This is a genomic window from Enterococcus sp. AZ084, from assembly GCF_051714905.1.
GTDB lineage: Bacteria > Bacillota > Bacilli > Lactobacillales > Enterococcaceae > Enterococcus_B > Enterococcus_B pernyi.
This window is the reverse complement of sequence record NZ_JBIOSS010000001.1, coordinates 941,304-958,515: the sequence shown is the minus strand read 5'-3', so window position 1 is coordinate 958,515 and position 17,212 is coordinate 941,304. Positions and strand designations below refer to the sequence as shown.

The 17,212-nt window shown below is 38.1% G+C and carries 14 protein-coding genes and 1 riboswitch; of the genes, 2 read left to right on the top strand and 12 right to left on the bottom strand.

From position 1 onward, the window contains the following. Window positions 1-56 precede the first annotated feature (56 nt). On the bottom strand, window positions 57-2,534 hold the full coding sequence (locus IGI79_RS04505) for an adhesive domain-containing protein (RefSeq protein ID WP_438845726.1): 2,478 nt from the start codon (window positions 2,532-2,534) through the stop codon (window positions 57-59). Window positions 2,535-3,041: 507 nt separating this feature from the next. On the opposite strand from IGI79_RS04505, the gene IGI79_RS04500 reads away from it, so the two are divergent. Next, window positions 3,042-4,499: a helix-turn-helix domain-containing protein gene (locus tag IGI79_RS04500; protein WP_104775526.1), complete on the top strand. Its 1,458-nt coding sequence runs from the start codon at window positions 3,042-3,044 to the stop codon at window positions 4,497-4,499. Between the two features lie 98 nt (window positions 4,500-4,597). On the opposite strand, the gene IGI79_RS04495 is transcribed toward IGI79_RS04500, so the two are convergent. From IGI79_RS04495 to IGI79_RS04485, 3 genes are all read right to left on the bottom strand, one after another. Next, window positions 4,598-4,798, bottom strand: a complete 201-nt coding sequence (locus IGI79_RS04495) for a cold-shock protein (RefSeq protein WP_010735910.1) — start codon at window positions 4,796-4,798, stop codon at window positions 4,598-4,600. A 128-nt stretch (window positions 4,799-4,926) separates the two neighbouring features. After that, window positions 4,927-5,529 (bottom strand): superoxide dismutase, encoded by a 603-nt coding sequence (locus tag IGI79_RS04490; RefSeq protein WP_010735911.1) that lies wholly within the window; start codon window positions 5,527-5,529, stop codon window positions 4,927-4,929. 81 nt (window positions 5,530-5,610) lie between these two features. Further along, window positions 5,611-6,084: a GtrA family protein gene (locus IGI79_RS04485; RefSeq protein ID WP_019723152.1), complete on the bottom strand. Its 474-nt coding sequence runs from the start codon at window positions 6,082-6,084 to the stop codon at window positions 5,611-5,613. A gap of 188 nt (window positions 6,085-6,272) precedes the next feature. Between IGI79_RS04485 and IGI79_RS04480 the strand changes: the two genes are divergently transcribed. Continuing rightward, window positions 6,273-7,079, top strand: coding sequence for a DUF1189 domain-containing protein (locus IGI79_RS04480; RefSeq protein ID WP_010735913.1), 807 nt, complete (start codon window positions 6,273-6,275; stop codon window positions 7,077-7,079). A gap of 55 nt (window positions 7,080-7,134) precedes the next feature. Here the strand turns inward: IGI79_RS04480 and IGI79_RS04475 are convergent, their stop codons facing one another. From IGI79_RS04475 to liaF, 8 genes are all read right to left on the bottom strand, one after another. Continuing rightward, entirely contained in the window at window positions 7,135-8,082 is a 948-nt protein-coding gene (locus tag IGI79_RS04475) for a phosphoglycerate dehydrogenase (RefSeq protein ID WP_065096276.1), read from the bottom strand. A 204-nt stretch (window positions 8,083-8,286) separates the two neighbouring features. After that, window positions 8,287-8,601 carry a HesB/YadR/YfhF family protein gene (locus tag IGI79_RS04470; protein WP_019723155.1) on the bottom strand — a complete coding sequence of 105 codons (315 nt, stop codon included), beginning with the start codon at window positions 8,599-8,601 and terminating at the stop codon, window positions 8,287-8,289. A 15-nt stretch (window positions 8,602-8,616) separates the two neighbouring features. Beyond that, on the bottom strand, window positions 8,617-9,282 hold the full coding sequence (locus IGI79_RS04465; protein ID WP_010735916.1) for a potassium channel family protein: 666 nt from the start codon (window positions 9,280-9,282) through the stop codon (window positions 8,617-8,619). A 186-nt stretch (window positions 9,283-9,468) separates the two neighbouring features. Continuing rightward, on the bottom strand, window positions 9,469-10,860 hold the full coding sequence (mgtE, locus tag IGI79_RS04460; RefSeq protein ID WP_195273385.1) for a magnesium transporter: 1,392 nt from the start codon (window positions 10,858-10,860) through the stop codon (window positions 9,469-9,471). Window positions 10,861-11,004: 144 nt separating this feature from the next. After that, window positions 11,005-11,180: riboswitch (M-box (ykoK) riboswitch) on the bottom strand. A gap of 84 nt (window positions 11,181-11,264) precedes the next feature. Next, window positions 11,265-14,336 (bottom strand): N-acetylmuramoyl-L-alanine amidase, encoded by a 3,072-nt coding sequence (locus IGI79_RS04455; RefSeq protein ID WP_195475887.1) that lies wholly within the window; start codon window positions 14,334-14,336, stop codon window positions 11,265-11,267. A gap of 289 nt (window positions 14,337-14,625) precedes the next feature. Continuing rightward, complete coding sequence (locus tag IGI79_RS04450; protein WP_019723157.1) at window positions 14,626-15,258, bottom strand: response regulator transcription factor; 633 nt, start codon at window positions 15,256-15,258, stop codon at window positions 14,626-14,628. Then, on the bottom strand, window positions 15,255-16,328 hold the full coding sequence (liaS, locus tag IGI79_RS04445; RefSeq protein WP_019723158.1) for a two-component system sensor histidine kinase LiaS: 1,074 nt from the start codon (window positions 16,326-16,328) through the stop codon (window positions 15,255-15,257). Before liaS ends, IGI79_RS04450 begins: the two co-directional genes overlap by 4 nt. Then, window positions 16,325-17,056: a cell wall-active antibiotics response protein LiaF gene (gene liaF, locus IGI79_RS04440; RefSeq protein WP_065096274.1), complete on the bottom strand. Its 732-nt coding sequence runs from the start codon at window positions 17,054-17,056 to the stop codon at window positions 16,325-16,327. Before liaF ends, liaS begins: the two co-directional genes overlap by 4 nt. Between the last annotated feature and the right edge of the window lie 156 nt (window positions 17,057-17,212).

Genomic DNA, 17,212 nt, shown 5'->3' with positions numbered 1-17,212 from the left:
CTATGACAAGCAGACAATTTTCCGATTGTCATAGCTAATTTTCTAATTCCTGTTCATTAATCTTCTTTATTTTTTTTAGATTTCCAGATACCAATTCCCGAAAGTAGTGCTGTGATCGCACCTAACCAAGAAGTGGCAACAGATGAATGCTCAGCTGTTTTAGGATACATTTTCGGTGTCGCTGAGTGGTGACCACTAGGATTCACTCCGTTTCTAGCAGAAGTCCAACCAGATTGGTTGCTTGTTCCACGAGTACTTAGAAACAAGCCAACTGGATCTCCATCTGGATTATTTCCTGCTCCACCCCCGTTGCTTCCAATCCCACCTAGACGACCATCAGCATCAGCGTCGGCATCAGCGTCGGCATCAGCGTCAGCGTCGGCATCAGCATCGGCGTCGGCATCAGCATCCGCATCCGCGTCAGCATCAGCATCCGCATCTGCGTCGGCATCAGCGTCAGCATCGGCGTCGGCGTCGGCATCAGCGTCGGCATCAGCGTCCGCGTCGGCATCAGCGTCAGCATCCGCATCCGCATCTGCATCTGCATCTGCATCTGCATCGGCATCGGCATCGGCATCAGCATCAGCGTCGGCATCAGCGTCAGCATCTGCATCGGCGTCAGCATCCGCATCAGCGTCAGCATCGGCGTCGGCATCAGCATCCGCGTCAGCATCGGCATCAGCGTCGGCATCAGCATCGGCATCAGCATCTGCGTCGGCGTCCGCGTCAGCATCGGCGTCGGCATCAGCATCCGCGTCGGCGTCAGCATCCGCGTCAGCATCAGCATCCGCGTCAGCGTCGGCATCGGCATCGGCATCGGCGTCAGCGTCGGCATCCGCATCCGCATCGGCATCCGCATCGGCGTCAGCGTCAGCATCGGCGTCGGCATCGGCATCAGCGTCAGCATCCGCGTCGGCATCAGCATCCGCGTCGGCATCGGCGTCAGCATCTGCATCTGCATCTGCATCAGCATCCGCATCAGCATCGGCGTCGGCGTCAGCATCCGCGTCGGCGTCGGCATCTGCATCCGCGTCGGCATCGGCATCCGCGTCAGCGTCAGCGTCGGCATCTGCATCTGCATCAGCATCCGCGTCGGCATCAGCATCAGCGTCAGCATCAGCATCGGCATCCGCGTCAGCATCGGCATCCGCGTCGGCATCGGCATCCGCGTCGGCGTCAGCATCCGCGTCGGCATCAGCCTCTTCATCATCCGGAATAATTGCCGCTGTTGGTAAACTTGGATTGTCGTTTTGATCGTAGGCAATTAATTGGATATCATCAAGTGGCGCAACATCATCTTGAGAAATCGGTATCGTAAATGCTCCTGTCCCATCGGCTTGACCTTCCGCGATCAAATTGTTGGCATCGTCATAGATCCGCACTGTAGCATTTGGATCGGCCAACCCAGTGACTTCATATCCTTCTGTTGAATTTCCTGTAACTTCAACATTATAAGGCGCAGTTACTTCGGCTGCTTGATAAAAAATCGGTGAATAGCCGTCAGTAGTGGAACCCACATTAAGGTTCAACACATCTGCTTTCACAACAGTTCCTACAAAGCCTGCTTCATAAGGAGTTGATAAATCGATCCCTGCATTTGCTAAATCAGCATAATTAGGATCTTGGATCGTTGTCGGGATTGTGATTTCTGTTCCTCCTAGCACACTCGCATCTGCTACAACACCAACCAAAGAAGAAGTTGGACCTAATAGTCCTGTTGCAGTAGCAAATGCTAAGTTAAATGCTGGTTTTACAGTCGCAGCTAATGCAGTATTAACAATCCCAGCTGCCGCATTTCCTAAAACCCCATTTCCAGTTGCTTGTAACGCCTGAACGGCATTGTTCAAATCAGTTAATATTTCTGTTAAACCCTCTCTGACAACTGTTTCAAGGGCCCCATCCAGTTCACCATAGATATATTCGTCCCCTTGTACTTGCAGTGGAATTTGCACTTCAGCAGAAGTCAACGTACTTAGATTTTGTAATAAGTTCAACTGCTCGTAAACTTCAGCAAGATTCACACTTGCTAATGGATTTGCCCCCAACAAGGTATCAATCGCTGTGACTAAAGGAGTGACCGCACTATTTACTGCATTCAGCAGTGGAGCTAATTCATCTTGTGGAAGTAATATATCTGTTTGAAAAGTCCCAGGGCCTGCTGGGGAAACAAGTCCCTGCATTTCTTCTGGGATCACTAAGACTGCTCGTCTCGTACCATTCAATAAATTAACATTGATTCCATTTTCTCCTGAAATCGTAAAGTCGACATTTCTAGTCGCCCCACTAAGTTGATAAGGAGCTGAAGCTGTTGTGCCACTTGTATTAGCTGTAGTCAAAGTATTGAATATTTGTCCACTGACCACATCCGCATATGCTTGATGTGTGCCAAGGGTAAATAAAGGTGTCGCAATTGAAATCGGAGTAACCCCTAACATCACCCCTGCTGCTATCGACGTACCTATCAATATTGTTTTTTTTGATCGCCGTTTGGCACGTGCCTTTTGATCCATACTTTTTTTGTAATCCTTTTTCATTCCCTTTCCCCCTAAAGCAGATTCATGTATTTTTGTTCTCCCCCACAGATTGAATCAACACGAATAAATATGCTTTGCCCTGAATGACACTCCTTTACCAAAAATTTAAAAAGATATCTTTTTAATTTTTCTCATTACAACTTAAGTTATCTTGAATAGTAGCAACGTCGAAATAAGAAATCTATCATTAAGTTCTGATATATTTTGAAATAACTATCTGAAAGCAGATGATAATACCTAAAAATGAATATGTAATCGTTATTTTATGCAAAAAAATTTATTTAAAATGCCAAATAACATATAATATTAATCAAGTATTATTATTATTTATTTACAAAAAGCTTGTACTATCACCCTAATAAAATAACTAAAAAAATTATTATGTAACCCTTTTTTTTTACTAAATATACTATTTAACAAAATGAAAATTATTATATCCTGAATAAAAATATAACATTTTATAATAATTCAACTATTTATCTATCTGCTTATGAAGGAGGTTTCTCATTGAATATCTATACTATATTAGAGAAAAACATACACGTACAACTGACTATTTTAAAAAGTTGTTACGAGTCACATCAACCTTTGACAATGGACGAACTTTCAAGTCTACTCCACATAGATAGACGTTCCTTATTCAATCATTGCGAACGGCTATGTTCTCTATCCCAAAATAATCTGTTCAAAAAAGATGGATCTAGTTACCATTTTCTTGGTGACAACTATGACTTTCATCAACTGAAACTAGCAATACTTGAAAATTCGTTGAATTTCCAAATACTTAAAGCTGTCTGTCTACATTCAAATCTCACGCTTTACGAATTCGCCGCTCATCATGGAATCAGCGAATCCTTTCTCAGAAGGCAGTTGGCTCAAGTAAATCATTTCTTCAGTTACTATGATTTAAAAATAAAAACACGAGAAGGTACTATTTTTTTCAGTGGAAAAGAAACCCAAATTCGCTACACGATTTATTTGTTCTTATGGGAGGTATATGAAGGAATCGAATGGCCCTTTCTAACGCTTGATTTCCAGAAGATCTTAACGACAGTAAAACAAGTTTTTACCAATATTGCACTAAAAAGGAACAAAATTAAAACGATGGAATGGTGCTTCATATTAGCTGTTAATATCAATCGATTCAAACAAGGATATCCTGTCCCTGAACCTGAACTTCCTCACTTTTTAGATCCTATGCTAGAAGGTCTTTCTGAGGTGACCACTGACCTGAAATCGATTATTTCTGCTTATGGCTTACCTTCTTCTGAGTTAAACTTTATTTTATTGTGGATACAAACACGCCCTCACATTTACGTCAATAAAAATATTATGGTTCATGCATCAAAGGTTCATAAAAAAAATGCGACACCGATTAATGAATTTCGCGATCAGTTTTATCGTTGTATGAAATCTGTTGGGATAAAAACCAATGAAATTACTTCAAAGAAAAAGTTATTAGATGCAACATTATATGCGAACGCTATCCATGATTACCTTTTTAGTCCTTTTTCTGGCAAAAAAAGAGAAGTTACTGATTTTATCGAAAAAAATTATCCCTATTTCTATCAAAATATGGTCGATTGGACTCAACAAATGCAAAAAACACATTTTCCATGGATTCAATTAAGTACGTTGATCGAAGCATTTTTAGTCATTGCCCCACCCACATTTTTTGATAAAGAGATCAAAGTGAAATTAGAAAGTGATTATCCTTTAAGTATCGAATTATTATATGTAAAAGTTTTACAAAACCATTTAGGTTTGTATTTGAATGTCCTTTTCACAAATGAATTATTGCTGAATCCTGACTTGATTATTCGTACAACTGAGGCCCCCACCAAAATAATCAGCTATGAAAATGAAATTCCTTATATTACTATCCGCAATGATTTTTCTACTTCAGATAATAAGCACTTAGTCCAAAAAATCAAAGAAATTATGTTTGGCAATAACCAAAATTAACTAATTTTTCTTGTAAAACCATTTTTTCCAGAAAGAGAAAATAAAGAAACAAAAAGAAGATACGGCAAGCCGTATCTTCTTTTTTCGTCAACATGATCTTATAATTTAGATACTTCAGCAGCTTGAGGGCCACGCGCACCTTCAACGATAGAGAATTCTACTTCTTGGCCTTCTTCTAAGCTTTTGAAGCCATCGCCTTGGATTGCTGAGAAATGTACGAATACATCGTCTCCACCGTCTACTGTAATAAACCCAAATCCTTTTTCATTGTTGAACCATTTTACTGTTCCGTGTTCCATAAATATATAGCCTCCAAAAAAGTTCTTGCAAGTAACCCTTGCAAAAACATTATACCGAATTTAGAAAACGCTCGCAAGCATTGCCCCGTTAATTTTCTAAATTCCATGGCAAATGGAAGAACGCTATTTTAGCCTGCGAAATGCTTGTTCACTTCATCCCAATTCACAACATTCCAGAAAGCTTCAATGTAGTCAGGACGTACATTTTTGTATTTCAAGTAGTAAGCATGTTCCCAAACATCTAAACCTAGAACAGGTTTCTTGCCTTCCATCAATGGTGAGTCTTGGTTGGCTGTAGAAGTGATTGCAAGTTTACCATCTTCAAGTACTAACCAAGCCCAGCCGGAACCGAAACGTCCTGCCGCTGCTTTTTTGAATTCTTCTTTGAATGTTGCAAAATCGCCGAATGTTTCGTTAATTGCGTCTTTGATTGCTCCTGTTGGCTCGCCACCAGCATTTGGTGCCATGATTTTCCAGAAGAATGAATGGTTCGCATGTCCACCACCATTATTACGTACAGCAGTTTGAATGTCAGATGGAATAGCATCCATGTCTGAAAGCAATTCTTCTATTGTTTTTTCGCCTAGTTCAGGATATTTTTCGATTGCTGCATTTAAGTTTGTCACATAAGTATTGTGATGTTTGTCATGATGCAAATGCATCGTTTCTTCGTCGATATATGGTTCTAATGCATCAAATGCATAAGGTAGATCTGGTAATGTGTAAGTCATAAAAAAATTCCTCCTCAAATTTTTTGGGTCTCTTTACACTAAAAGAGTAACAAAGTGAGGGGAATTCTTCAATTGTTATGCCTAGTCTTCCAATTTTTTACTGGTTTCTACTGGTTCTTCGATAATTTCTGTCTTGTTGAAAATAAATAATTTGCTAAAGACATAATTTGCCAATACGACTAAGATCTGTGTAATGATTTTAGCGACATAATCATTCATTTCCAATCCTTTGATCATCAAGAACATAGCGCCCATGTCTAGTCCATAAGAAACGATTCGGTAAAAAACAAATTTCCCAAATTCGATAAATAAATGCGTATAACTAGGAGATTTGGATCGAAACACCCATACCTTATTGGTGACAAATGCAAATAAAACAGAACAAATCCAAGAAATCGTATTCGATACTGGCATCGATAACTGGAAGATTTGTTGCGCGATTGCATAACTGACGAAGTTGACAACTGTTGCTAATCCACCAAAAAATAGATAGATGAAAACTTCCCAATATCCTTTACTTTCTAAATAGCTTTTAAATTGAACATAAATCTTCATTTTTCTACCTACCTTATTTATCATTCTTTCCTATCATACTCTATCTGCTAATAATTTTCATCTCTAGAAAACAATGATCGATAAGAATATAACCTTATCTATCGTGAGAGAATGTTTTAGAACTCTTGTAATTCATAGCATACTCCGCTAGAATTGCTAGTGATGACAATTCTACAGAAGGAGTAATTATGACAACAAAACAACTAATCATTAGCTCATTTGCTCGATTCACCGAGCTTAAAAATGCTAAAAACGTATCATTTGGAAAATCATTAGTCTATCTTTTATGTTTGAGTGTACTAATGGCATTACCTATTTCTTACCAAATTTTTCAAGTGCTGGACACTATCAAGTCCGATGGTCAAAAAATTGCAGCTGAAATTCCAGATTTTAAGATTCGTGATGGACAAATCGATTCGCCAACAAATGAAGGTTTTATTTATCAAACGGATTCGATCATCTTTACCTTTGACCCCGAAGGAAAACGTACCCCTGAAGATATCTCTTCAGATTTGATAGGGAATTTCCTAAGTGTCGGTCTGCTAAAGGATAAATTGGTTCTAGCTTTACCGAATACCGGCACGACTTCGGCATTGCTGAACAATAATCAGTTTGAATTTGAGTATACGAATAATGCTTTAAAAAATCTAACTGGCGAAAGCTTACGTAGTACATTAAGTGAAGCAACGATCCCTTTTTGGATCAAAGCATTAGTATTTTTGATTTCCATTTATCCTAGCTTTTTAAATCTGATCATCACTTTACTTATGGCAAATTTTGCGGCTTATGTATATGCAAGATTACGTTTAGCTAAAGTAACTTTTCTCGATTGTCTAAAAACAATGATCTATGCGATATCATTACCCACTGTTATTGCAACGATCCTGATGATTTTTGCACCAACTTTTGATACAACAGCGTTTATTGCATTTGCGGGCATATTCATTTTTGCTCAAGCAGTCAAAGGCTGGCCAAAAATCCAATTACCAAAATAAAAGAATCTCTGGGAGAGGTAGTCATTACACACCTCTTCTAGAGATTCTTCTTCATTTAATAGCCTTCATTCAAATCGATTTCATTTACTTCTAATTCTGTTTTGTCTACGTAGGATTTTAAGTTTGTTAGAAAAATATCCATAAACTTCGTTTGAAAATGTGGTGTCTGACCTGCAATATGAGAGGTGATCAACACATCTTCTCTTTCCCATAATGGACTATCTTTTGCTAATGGTTCTTCTTCAAACACATCTAAAGCCGCAAAAGCTAGTTGACCATCGTCTAACGCAGCTATTAAATCAGATGTTTTTACAGAAGGCCCACGTCCTACATTGATGAATAGCGCTTCTTTATCAAAAGCTTCAAATACTTTTGCGTCAAACAACCCTTTTGTCTGATCTGTCAAAGGTAAGATATTCACCACAATCGTTGCTTTCGGTAAGATTTCTTTTAATTTCTCTAATGGATAAGTCTCTTTGAATCCTTCCACTGGATGTCCAGATGTATTGATGCCGATACATTCTAAACCAAATACAGCTGCATGTTGTGCCAATTTTTTTCCAATATGACCAGTTCCAATAATTAGTAATTTTTGATCTGCCAATGCTTGATAATGGATATCTGATCCTAGCCACTCTTTATGGAACTGCGCTCGTTGGGCTTGGAACAATCCACGAGAATAGCCTAAAATAATGCCCATGGTATGCTCGCTGATCGATTCTACATGGATACCACTCGCATTCGAAAGTAAAATATCTTTGTCAGCGAATTCGTTTAATGGAAGATTATCTACTCCAGCAGAAATCGATTGGACCCATTTTAAGCTGTCAGAAGCGAATATATCTTCTTGATAATCTCCATTCCAACCGATACTGATCACTATTTCAGAAAGTTCGTCGGATGCTACTTCCGTTTGAAATGAATATTCTGGTGCTATTTCTTTGATCTTTTCGATAAATTCTTCACGAAATGAACGTACTGAATAAATTATTTTTTTTGTCATCACACCCACCCTCTCTACTTATCAGTCTAGCTTAATCCCTCAAAAGAATGAAGTATGTTGCACTTCATTCCTTGAATGACTTTTTCCTATAATGAACACAGTAAAAGTGGATCAGCGTTTGACTGTCTAAAAAAAAGCCTAACAATCCGAAAGTAAGTAAAAATTACTTTTCGTTCGTCAGGCTTTTTTCCTAAAGATAAAAGACTATCTCTCACCTTGTACATCTGCTGTTTCTTGGAAATGATACGTTGGTTCCTCTAATTGTGGATCATAATCAACAACCAGATCATATCCTTTGAAGAACCAATCATCGGCTTCATCAATAAAGAATAATAGACCATCGATCGTTTCTTGTTTCATCGGACGTTCCGGTAACTCCACAGACATACCGATTGAAAATCCCTCATGTACTTCTGTTTTGCCATATACTTTCCCAAAAAAACGGATACCATAATTTTCAGGTAAATCTACCTCTGCTTGAAACCATTCTTTTGCTTTGTCCGTTATTGTTAATTGCATGTGATGAGCCCCTTTTTATTGATTCATTTTATCATCAAGTATATCTACATCTTCTGTTTCTCCGATAACAAGTAAATTATCATTTTCACGTACATATTCGTCTGCGGCTGGTGACACTACGACAGAACGATCGAAGCGTCGGATGGCTACCACAGTCAAATCAAATCGCTGTCTGAAATTTAGTTCTGCTAATGTTTTATTAAAGAACTTGGGATTAGATACCCGAATCTCAGCGAGCGAGAATTTGTCTGACAGCTCTAAATAATCCAAAATATTTTTAGAAACAAGATTATGTGCGATCCGTATCCCCATATCTCTCTCAGGATGAACAACGCGATCTGCACCGATCTTTTCAAGAACACGAGCATGATACTCATTTTGTGCTTTGGCTAAGATATTCGGTACGCCCATTTCTTTGACCATCAGTGTCACTAAAATACTTGCTTGGATATCTTCTCCAATTGCTACGATCACATGATCAAAATTTCTGATTCCTAAAGATCGTAAAGTCATTTCATCTTGTGCATTCGCAACCACTGCATGTGTTGCGATATTCATATATTCATTCACTCGGTCTTCACTGCTATCAATAGCTAAAACTTCTTGACCAGCTTCGACTAACGTACGACAGATACTGCCACCAAAACGTCCAAGTCCTACGATTGCAAAATTCTGTTTCACTTTTCTCCTCCTTTTTCCATTCCATTTCAAGTATAGCAAAGCCACTGTAAAAACAAAAGCAACCCTGCTTTTCTTTACGGAAAAGACTCATTTTAATGAAGGATCAAGAGAAGGCCTACTATGGTAGATCATAGAATATTTCTTGATGTTTCTACTAAAAAGGTATGGCTATATTACTAATTATTCCTACAATAGGTAGCCTAAGAATACGTTAACTGAAATAAAGTAAATAAACAACCCAGCAATGTCTTTGATCGATGTAATGATCGGTGCAGATCCAGCAGCTTGATCAATATTCAATTTCAATAAGATAAAAGGAATCAAAAAACCAAGGGCGGCAGCTAAGGTCATTGCAAAGACCAGAGAGATCCCCACAGCTACACCTAACAATGGTATCCCTTGCCACACAGAAGCGACTATTCCAGATACGATCCCTACAACAATCCCTAAACTTAGACCAATCCCTGTTTCCTTCAAAAAATGCTTGAAAAATGTGTTGAGATCAATGTGTCCTAAAGATAATCCGCGAACAAAAACAGTCGATGATTGCGTCCCTACATTTCCACCCATATCCATGATCAAAGGAATAAAAATAGCAACAGCAGCCACAGATTCTAACGTTTGTTCAAACTCATCGATTACTAGACCAGCTAACATCCCTGCAACCAATGTGATGGCTAAGAAAGGCAACCGGACTTTCCATATTTGCCAAAGATTCCCGTTAATCAGTACTGTACTACGATCAGCTTCTACAGAGGCGACGTCTGCTAAACCAGCAGCGTTGAACATATCCTCGGTCGTTTCTTGCTCTAAGACATCGATGGCGTCATCCACTGTCACAATACCGACTAGTCGTGTTTCTTTATCTACGACGGGAATAGCGATAAAATCTAACTCTTGTAACAATCGTGCAGTTTCTTCCTGGTCTGTATCTGTGGTTACATAAGCGACGTGCTTGATCATGATTTCTTCAATCCGTTGATCACTTTCTGCAATGACTAGATCCTTTAAGGATAGTACTCCTTCAATTTTTTTCGCCATATCTGTCACATACAAAATATAGATTGTTTCCATTTCTTTCGCTAATCTTCTGATTTTATGCAGTGCTTCTTCAACAGTCATTTCTTTTTTAATTGAAATAAATTCAGTCGTCATGATCCGTCCAGCTGTCTCATGTTCATAGCCCATCAATCGATTCGTTGTTGCTCGCTCTTCTTCAGAAAGCTCTGCCAATAGTTTTTTAGTCACACTTGCTGGTAGTTCGTAAAACAACCTTACCCGATCATCTGGAGCCATCTCATTCACAAATTCAATCACTCCATCATCCGTAAACGAACGAAGCAAATCTTGTTGGACAGACGGTTCAAATGTTTCAAAGATTTCGAGGGCTTTGTCTTTTGATAATAATCGAAAGACCAGTACTTGCTTATCTAAAGGTAACGTAACAAATAGTTGGATCAATTCCACTTTCTCGATCGTCGCTAAATAGTTCTTCAATTCTTCAAGCTTTTTTTGCTCAAGATAATTAAGAATCTTCAATTGTGTTTCTAGGTTATTTGTATCATTTAATGTTCTCATCTCGTATTCTCCTTTGTTACATCGTTTTTTCGATATAAACTTGTTGGATGGATTCGTTTAGAAAAACAGAAAGTACATAAAAAAGACGGCCTCTAAAAGAAGCCGTCTCATAAGATCCCATCAAAATGGTACCAGTGTTTACCTGAACGAACTTCTCGTCTGAGCTTTAGCACTAAAAGACGTAATTCTGGAAATATAATCCAGATAGCTACGTTAAGCACGCCTTAAGCCGACGTTGCCTGTTATACCCTGTGGCGTCTCTCGACGTTTGAGGGCAGTAGCCTGTGTTCTTTTAGGAGCCTCACCTAACAAGTTTTTATAATTAAACCCTACAGGTAAAATTGGTTTTTGTCAATAAGAGGATTAATATTTGATAAAAAATTGATAAAACAGAAATGATTACTTTACAATCTTTCTCCTGTCACTCCTTCTACAATCCCTTTAGCAATTTGATCCATGTTTCTACGAATATTTTCTACATCACGAGTATTGGTGATAAATCCTAGTTCCGCTAGTCGATAAGGGATACCACGAGAATGTAGTACATTCAAATTCAATAAATCACTTCTCAAGTTGATACCACCGGTATTTTGAACAGAGCCCCATAGACCTACATGTGTGCGGATCACATTAGCAATGGCATAATTTTGTGTCGTATATGAGTTGCCGTTACGATGCGCAATCACATGCCCACCAGTACTAATACCAATCGCTCCTGCATCTAAATGAAATTCTGTTACAGAAGAAAAACTACTACTAATCGTATACGCACCCTGCATTCTACGAGTGTCTTGGAACATATCCGCATTTGTATCATAAAAGGTTATTCGATTTGTTTTTAAGCGCCCTGCCCATTTTTGTAAATATGGCATAAGTTCATTTCTTGTAAAGTCTCGCTCGTTGATACCGTTATATGAAGCCCCTGGATCTCCTGCACCATGTCCCATTACAAATAGATGATTGATTGAGGTTTGGTACGGATTTGACGTAGGTCCTGGCGCTGGTGCTCCTTTTTTCACTAGTACAACTTGGATAGCTTCCATTTGTAATGCTACATTGGACGTCCCAGCATTTTGACCGTTTCTGGCCCAATCTAACCATCCAAGTTGCGCAGAGTGAACTCTATAATAGACATCATAATGTTGACTTAACTGACCAGTTAATCTCACCCTTATCGCTTCAGCTCGTAATTTTCTACCCTCTGTTCCCGAAAGAGCATTATTATTCACATAGTTTTGCCAGCCAATCGATTGAACGTGTGTACTATATTCTATTGTTCCTGGAATAGGTGTACTAGAGATATTCATTCGTAATGCTTCTAATCTAAAGCCACGTCCCACTGTTCCCGCAGTTGCACCATTCATTTGATAACCTTGCCAACCAATCGATTGACTATGCGTTTGGTAATTAACATTAGGATTTTTTATTGTATCCTTATCATAAAAGGCAGTACTAGCTGCTGGTCCAGATTGCCCTTTGGCTACCAGCCTTACTTCCATCGCTTCCATCTGATAACCAAATCCTGCACTTCCTGCATTGCCATTATTTTTTGTCCAACCTAGCCAACCAAAATAAGCTGAGTGCACGCGATAATAAACATCATAGTGTTCTGCTAACTGACCAGTTAAACGTATTCGAATTGCTTCTGTTCGAAGTTTACGATCAGTTGTTCCGGAAATCGCATCATCTCGCACATAATTTTGCCAACCAATAGAACGCACATGACTAGAATATTCAATGGAGCCAGGGATCGGTGTATCCGAAACATTTATTTTTACAGCCTCTAATCTTAATCCACGATTCATCGTTCCAGCAGTTGAACCATTTGACTGATAGGGTTGCCACCCGACTGACTGACTGTGCGTCTGGTAATTGACATTAGGATTAGGGAGTTTATCTTTGTCATAGAAAGCTGTGCTCTGAGTTGGGGCAACTTCTCCTTTTTTGACTAGTTGGATCTGGATAGCTTCCATTTGGTACCCAAATCCTGAACTACCTGCATCTTCGCCATCTTTTGCCCAATCTAACCAACCAAAATAAGCTGAGTGCACACGATAATAGACGCTATATTGTTCACTTATCTCTCCAGTCAAGCGAATCCTAATTGCTTCTGTTCGTAAAGAAAGATCTGTCGTTCCTGATGTAGCACCATTTTTCACATAATTTTGCCAGCCAATCGTTCGTACATGACTACTATATTCAATATCACCATTTAATGAATTATTTGGTAATTGGATTTTAATGGCTTCAATTCTTTTACCTTGACCAATCGTACCTGCAGTAGCACCATCAGCTACGGTACTTTGCCAACCGTAAGTTTGCACGTGTGTTTGATAACTGACGGATGGTTTAGAAACTTCTGCACGATTGCTCACCGTTTGTTCTGGGCGATTCGCTTGGGTTATTGAATCATTGTTATTTTTTTCTACTTGTATGTTGAACTTTCCTAATGTTCTCTCGCCATCTTTTAATAATACTTCTGTTTCACCGATTGCTTTTGCTGTCACCAGACCCTTTTCATCCACTTCAACAATATTATTGTCTACTGATACCCAATTTGGAGTAATAATCTCAGCATTTTCTGGAACAAGCGAATACTCGAGTTGTTTAGTTTCGCCTTGGACCATTTCTATTTTTTCTTCTTTTGGAATAATTGATTCAACGCTATTTTGTTCTAAAAATTTCACGTCTACAGTGATATCTAGTGAGCGATTAGATGTTTCTTCTAAAATTGCTTTTTGTGAAAACTCTACTTGGTAACTATAATTTAATGCTGAAGGTTCAACAGTAGTAAAAACGGATCCATTGTATTCCCAATTAGTTGAGTTAATATCGATCTTATTTAATTCCGGTTTTAGATTATCTTGATTGATCACCCATTCACGATCATCTTTTGATGCTTCTGCATTAATCAATTGTTCTTTCCCGTTAAAATAAGTCAAATGATCATTCATCGACAAATCAATTGTTGACAGTTTATTTTTAGAAACATCAAGGTAAGTTAACTCTGAAAGAGCCGAGACATCTACTTGTTCTAACTCATTATTTTGAACTTCCAGTTTTTTTAACTGTTTAAAATATTCGATACCATCCAATGATTTGATATTTCTACCACTAAGATCCAACTCAGTTGTAGCCAATAATTCATCGGATAATACGTTACTATGATTCTTCTCCATCATTTCAATCAATACTTGACGGAAATTTTGATCTGGGAAATGAACTTCATCAACAGAAATATCTTTAGATGAATTTTCTGCAGAGTTTTCTGTTGTTCCTGTGGTTTCCTCTGTGGTGGGATTAGTACTTTCTATCAAAGGGGCATTAGATGATGTTGCTGTAGTTTCGTTTGTTTGCGAAGTACTTCCTTGTGACGTATTTGTTCTATCGTTTATCGATACTGCGTAGACACTTGGCGTGATCGAGCCTGACAGTAATAAGAAACTTAATAACATGCCTATCCATTTTTTTCTCATGACATTCTCCTTTATTTTTTAAATCGAACTTATATTGCCCTATAATATATTAAACTATAAAAAGACCCAAATGAAAAGAACATGATAACAAAGAATTCAAAATAGCAAACAATGTAATTTGTAATTAGCAAACACAAATAAATCCAAAACAAAAGTAATAACATTTTGCTTTGGATCAGGGTACTGTTTTCCCTTATCAATGTGAAAACAGGGATACTTCATAATTTATGTTCCAATTTATACTTAGTAAAAATGTGCTTACTGTTTAGATGATAAGTCATAAGTCTACTTACTTCACTAATCCATGCTTAAATGCGTATATGGCAGCTTGCGTACGATCTTCCACTTCTAATTTTGCTAAAATATTAGAAACATGTGTTTTGACTGTTTTCAAAGTAATAAACAATTCGTCTGCGATTTCTTGATTGCTCTTTCCTTCAGAGATCAACATAAGAATCTCATTTTCACGATTCGTTAAATCATCGTGCAAGATTGGCTCATTACGCCGACTCATCTTTTCCATCATTTTCGTGGTTACTTCAGGTTCAAGCACACGTTCACCTCTTTGAGTCGCGCGGATCGCATCGGCGATTTCATGGGCTGTCGATGTTTTAAGTAAGTAGCCTGTTGCGCCAGCTTCAATAGCCGGATATACTTTCTCATCATCAATAAAACTCGTGACAATAATGATTTTTGCTTCTGGCCAATCTTTGAGGATTGCTTTTGTAGATTCGATCCCGTCCATTTCTTCCATGACTAAATCCATGAGAATCACGTCCGGACGAAGTTCCATGGCTTTTTCGTAGCCTTTTCGTCCATCTTCTGCTTCTCCGATTACTTCGATATCTTCTTGGATAGACAAATAGGAAGAAACCCCTAAACGTACCATTTCATGATCATCGACTAGTAATACTTTTATCATTTTTCCGCCTCCTTTATTAAAGGAACTTTAATTTCTACACTTGTCCCTTGTCCTTTGAAACTAATGATTTTTACTGTCCCACCAATACCTGCTACACGTTCTCTAATATTGTTTAGTCCATAGCTACCGGTTTTTGTTTCATTCATATTGAAGCCAGTACCGTCATCGATCACTCGTAATAAAAGATTATTATCGATTTTATGCAGATACACTTCTAATTCATTTGCTTTTGCATGGCGCAACGTATTTGAAAGTAGTTCTTGAACGATCCGAAAGAGATGATCTTCAATCGAATCAGACAACGTGATATCTTCAATATCCCATTTCAATGCAATTTGTATCTTGTTTTTTAATTCTTTTAATAATTGCTCAATCCCTTGTTTCAAACTTTTTTCTTCAAGATTGACTGGTCGCAAATGTAGTAGCAACGCACGCATTTCAGATTGTGAAGCATTGATGATATCTGCTACCATCCTTAGTTGTTTACGAAACATTTCGGGCGTATCACTTTTTTCTGCTTGTTCCGTCAGAGCAGACATCATCATCATCGCTGCAAATAATTGCTGGGAAACTGAATCATGTAGTTCACGCGCTAAACGATGTCTTTCTAATTCTAAGATTTCTTCTTTTGTTTGTCCATCGACATATTGAGGTCGACTCGTCAATATTTGAAGTTCACTTGACACTTCGATCATTTTTTCTTTGATTTTAGTGATTTCTTTTTCAATTTCTTTCACATATATATCGTCAGATGCACTTGGTAAGGAATCATTTAAAACTTTTGCTTCATAGTTACCGGAAGAAATTGCCCGTAACTGTTCTTCGATTTTCCCATAACGTGCTTTTTGTAAAAGAGAGACAATCAAAAAAACAATTAAACCGACACCTGACGAAATTGCTAGTAAGTGAAAGATCAATGGCACGTATAAAATTCTGGCACTTAATAAAGTACGCCAAAAATGAGTTTGATTACTTGCGTAAAAATAAGTAAAAAAAGAAAATAAAATGACGATAAATGAGGCGATCGAAGCATAAATAGCTAGCATCGGTCGAGAAAGTTTCTCTATCATGCTCGAATCACCTCAATATCCCCAAGTAATGTGTTCGTAATGATTTTTAAACGACGTGGATTTTCATCGTAATCGTTACTATAGATTTTAATCGACTCGTTCTTCAATGCAAATTGTTCTTCTTCAAATTGTACATTTCCCACTAACGTTGCATGTTCGAGACTGATTGCAATCCCTAAAGGAACTAAGATGCGTGTCCGACCGATTCCTTTTCTGACGATAACGATATTATCGTCTTTAGGTAACAAGGTGTTCCCTAAATCGATGATCGTGTCTCCTGAAAGTAGAGAGATATTGATATCATCCCATTCATACACATCATTACCAATTCGCTGGTTACCGAATAATTGTTGTTTTTTTCGTTCATTATTGTGGGACTTCACTTGCTCTGTTTGAACCATAATGATTTGTTTTTTTCGCCAAAAAGCATTTTTGGTTAGATCGATCCCAGAAATCTCTACACCTTTAAGACCAATGAACAAGACAGCAAAGACTGCCATTACCCAAAGCGCAGGACTATTGATCAAACTGAAAAAAATAACTAATCCACCTAGTACAAATTGAAAATTCTGAAATCCCGATCTCGGTGATTTTCGCAAAGCAAGATAGATATTAAAAATACCAAATAAAACTAATAGTAATAATTCAACATTATTTACGATTTGCCAAACTGCAAAGATCAATAATAAGGCTTCTACTACTATAAAAAAGCGCCAAGAGCTATTCATCGCTATTCTCCTTTCCTTTTCATTCTCTTTTTTATCATACCTATTTTTGTTTCGAGATGCTATAGGACTTTAGATGTAACTATCGCTTTCTACAGCAAAAGGCCTGGGACTTTGTGTCATGGTCCCAGACCTTTTTGTATAGACAAACCAATAATT

Bases quoted from the DNA above. Each gene is read 5' to 3' on its own strand.
- IGI79_RS04505 (WP_438845726.1), bottom strand. From the start codon at position 2,534: ATGAAAAAGGATTACAAAAAAAGTATGGATCAAAAGGCACGTGCCAAA.
- IGI79_RS04495 (WP_010735910.1), bottom strand. From the start codon at position 4,798: ATGGAACACGGAACAGTAAAATGGTTCAACAATGAAAAAGGATTTGGG.
- IGI79_RS04490 (WP_010735911.1), bottom strand. From the start codon at position 5,529: ATGACTTACACATTACCAGATCTACCTTATGCATTTGATGCATTAGAA.
- IGI79_RS04485 (WP_019723152.1), bottom strand. From the start codon at position 6,084: ATGAAGATTTATGTTCAATTTAAAAGCTATTTAGAAAGTAAAGGATAT.
- IGI79_RS04480 (WP_010735913.1), top strand. From the start codon at position 6,273: ATGACAACAAAACAACTAATCATTAGCTCATTTGCTCGATTCACCGAG.
- IGI79_RS04475 (WP_065096276.1), bottom strand. From the start codon at position 8,082: ATGACAAAAAAAATAATTTATTCAGTACGTTCATTTCGTGAAGAATTT.
- IGI79_RS04470 (WP_019723155.1), bottom strand. From the start codon at position 8,601: ATGCAATTAACAATAACGGACAAAGCAAAAGAATGGTTTCAAGCAGAG.
- mgtE (WP_195273385.1), bottom strand. From the start codon at position 10,860: ATGAGAACATTAAATGATACAAATAACCTAGAAACACAATTGAAGATT.
- IGI79_RS04455 (WP_195475887.1), bottom strand. From the start codon at position 14,336: ATGAGAAAAAAATGGATAGGCATGTTATTAAGTTTCTTATTACTGTCA.
- IGI79_RS04450 (WP_019723157.1), bottom strand. From the start codon at position 15,258: ATGATAAAAGTATTACTAGTCGATGATCATGAAATGGTACGTTTAGGG.
- liaS (WP_019723158.1), bottom strand. From the start codon at position 16,328: ATGATAGAGAAACTTTCTCGACCGATGCTAGCTATTTATGCTTCGATC.
- liaF (WP_065096274.1), bottom strand. From the start codon at position 17,056: ATGAATAGCTCTTGGCGCTTTTTTATAGTAGTAGAAGCCTTATTATTG.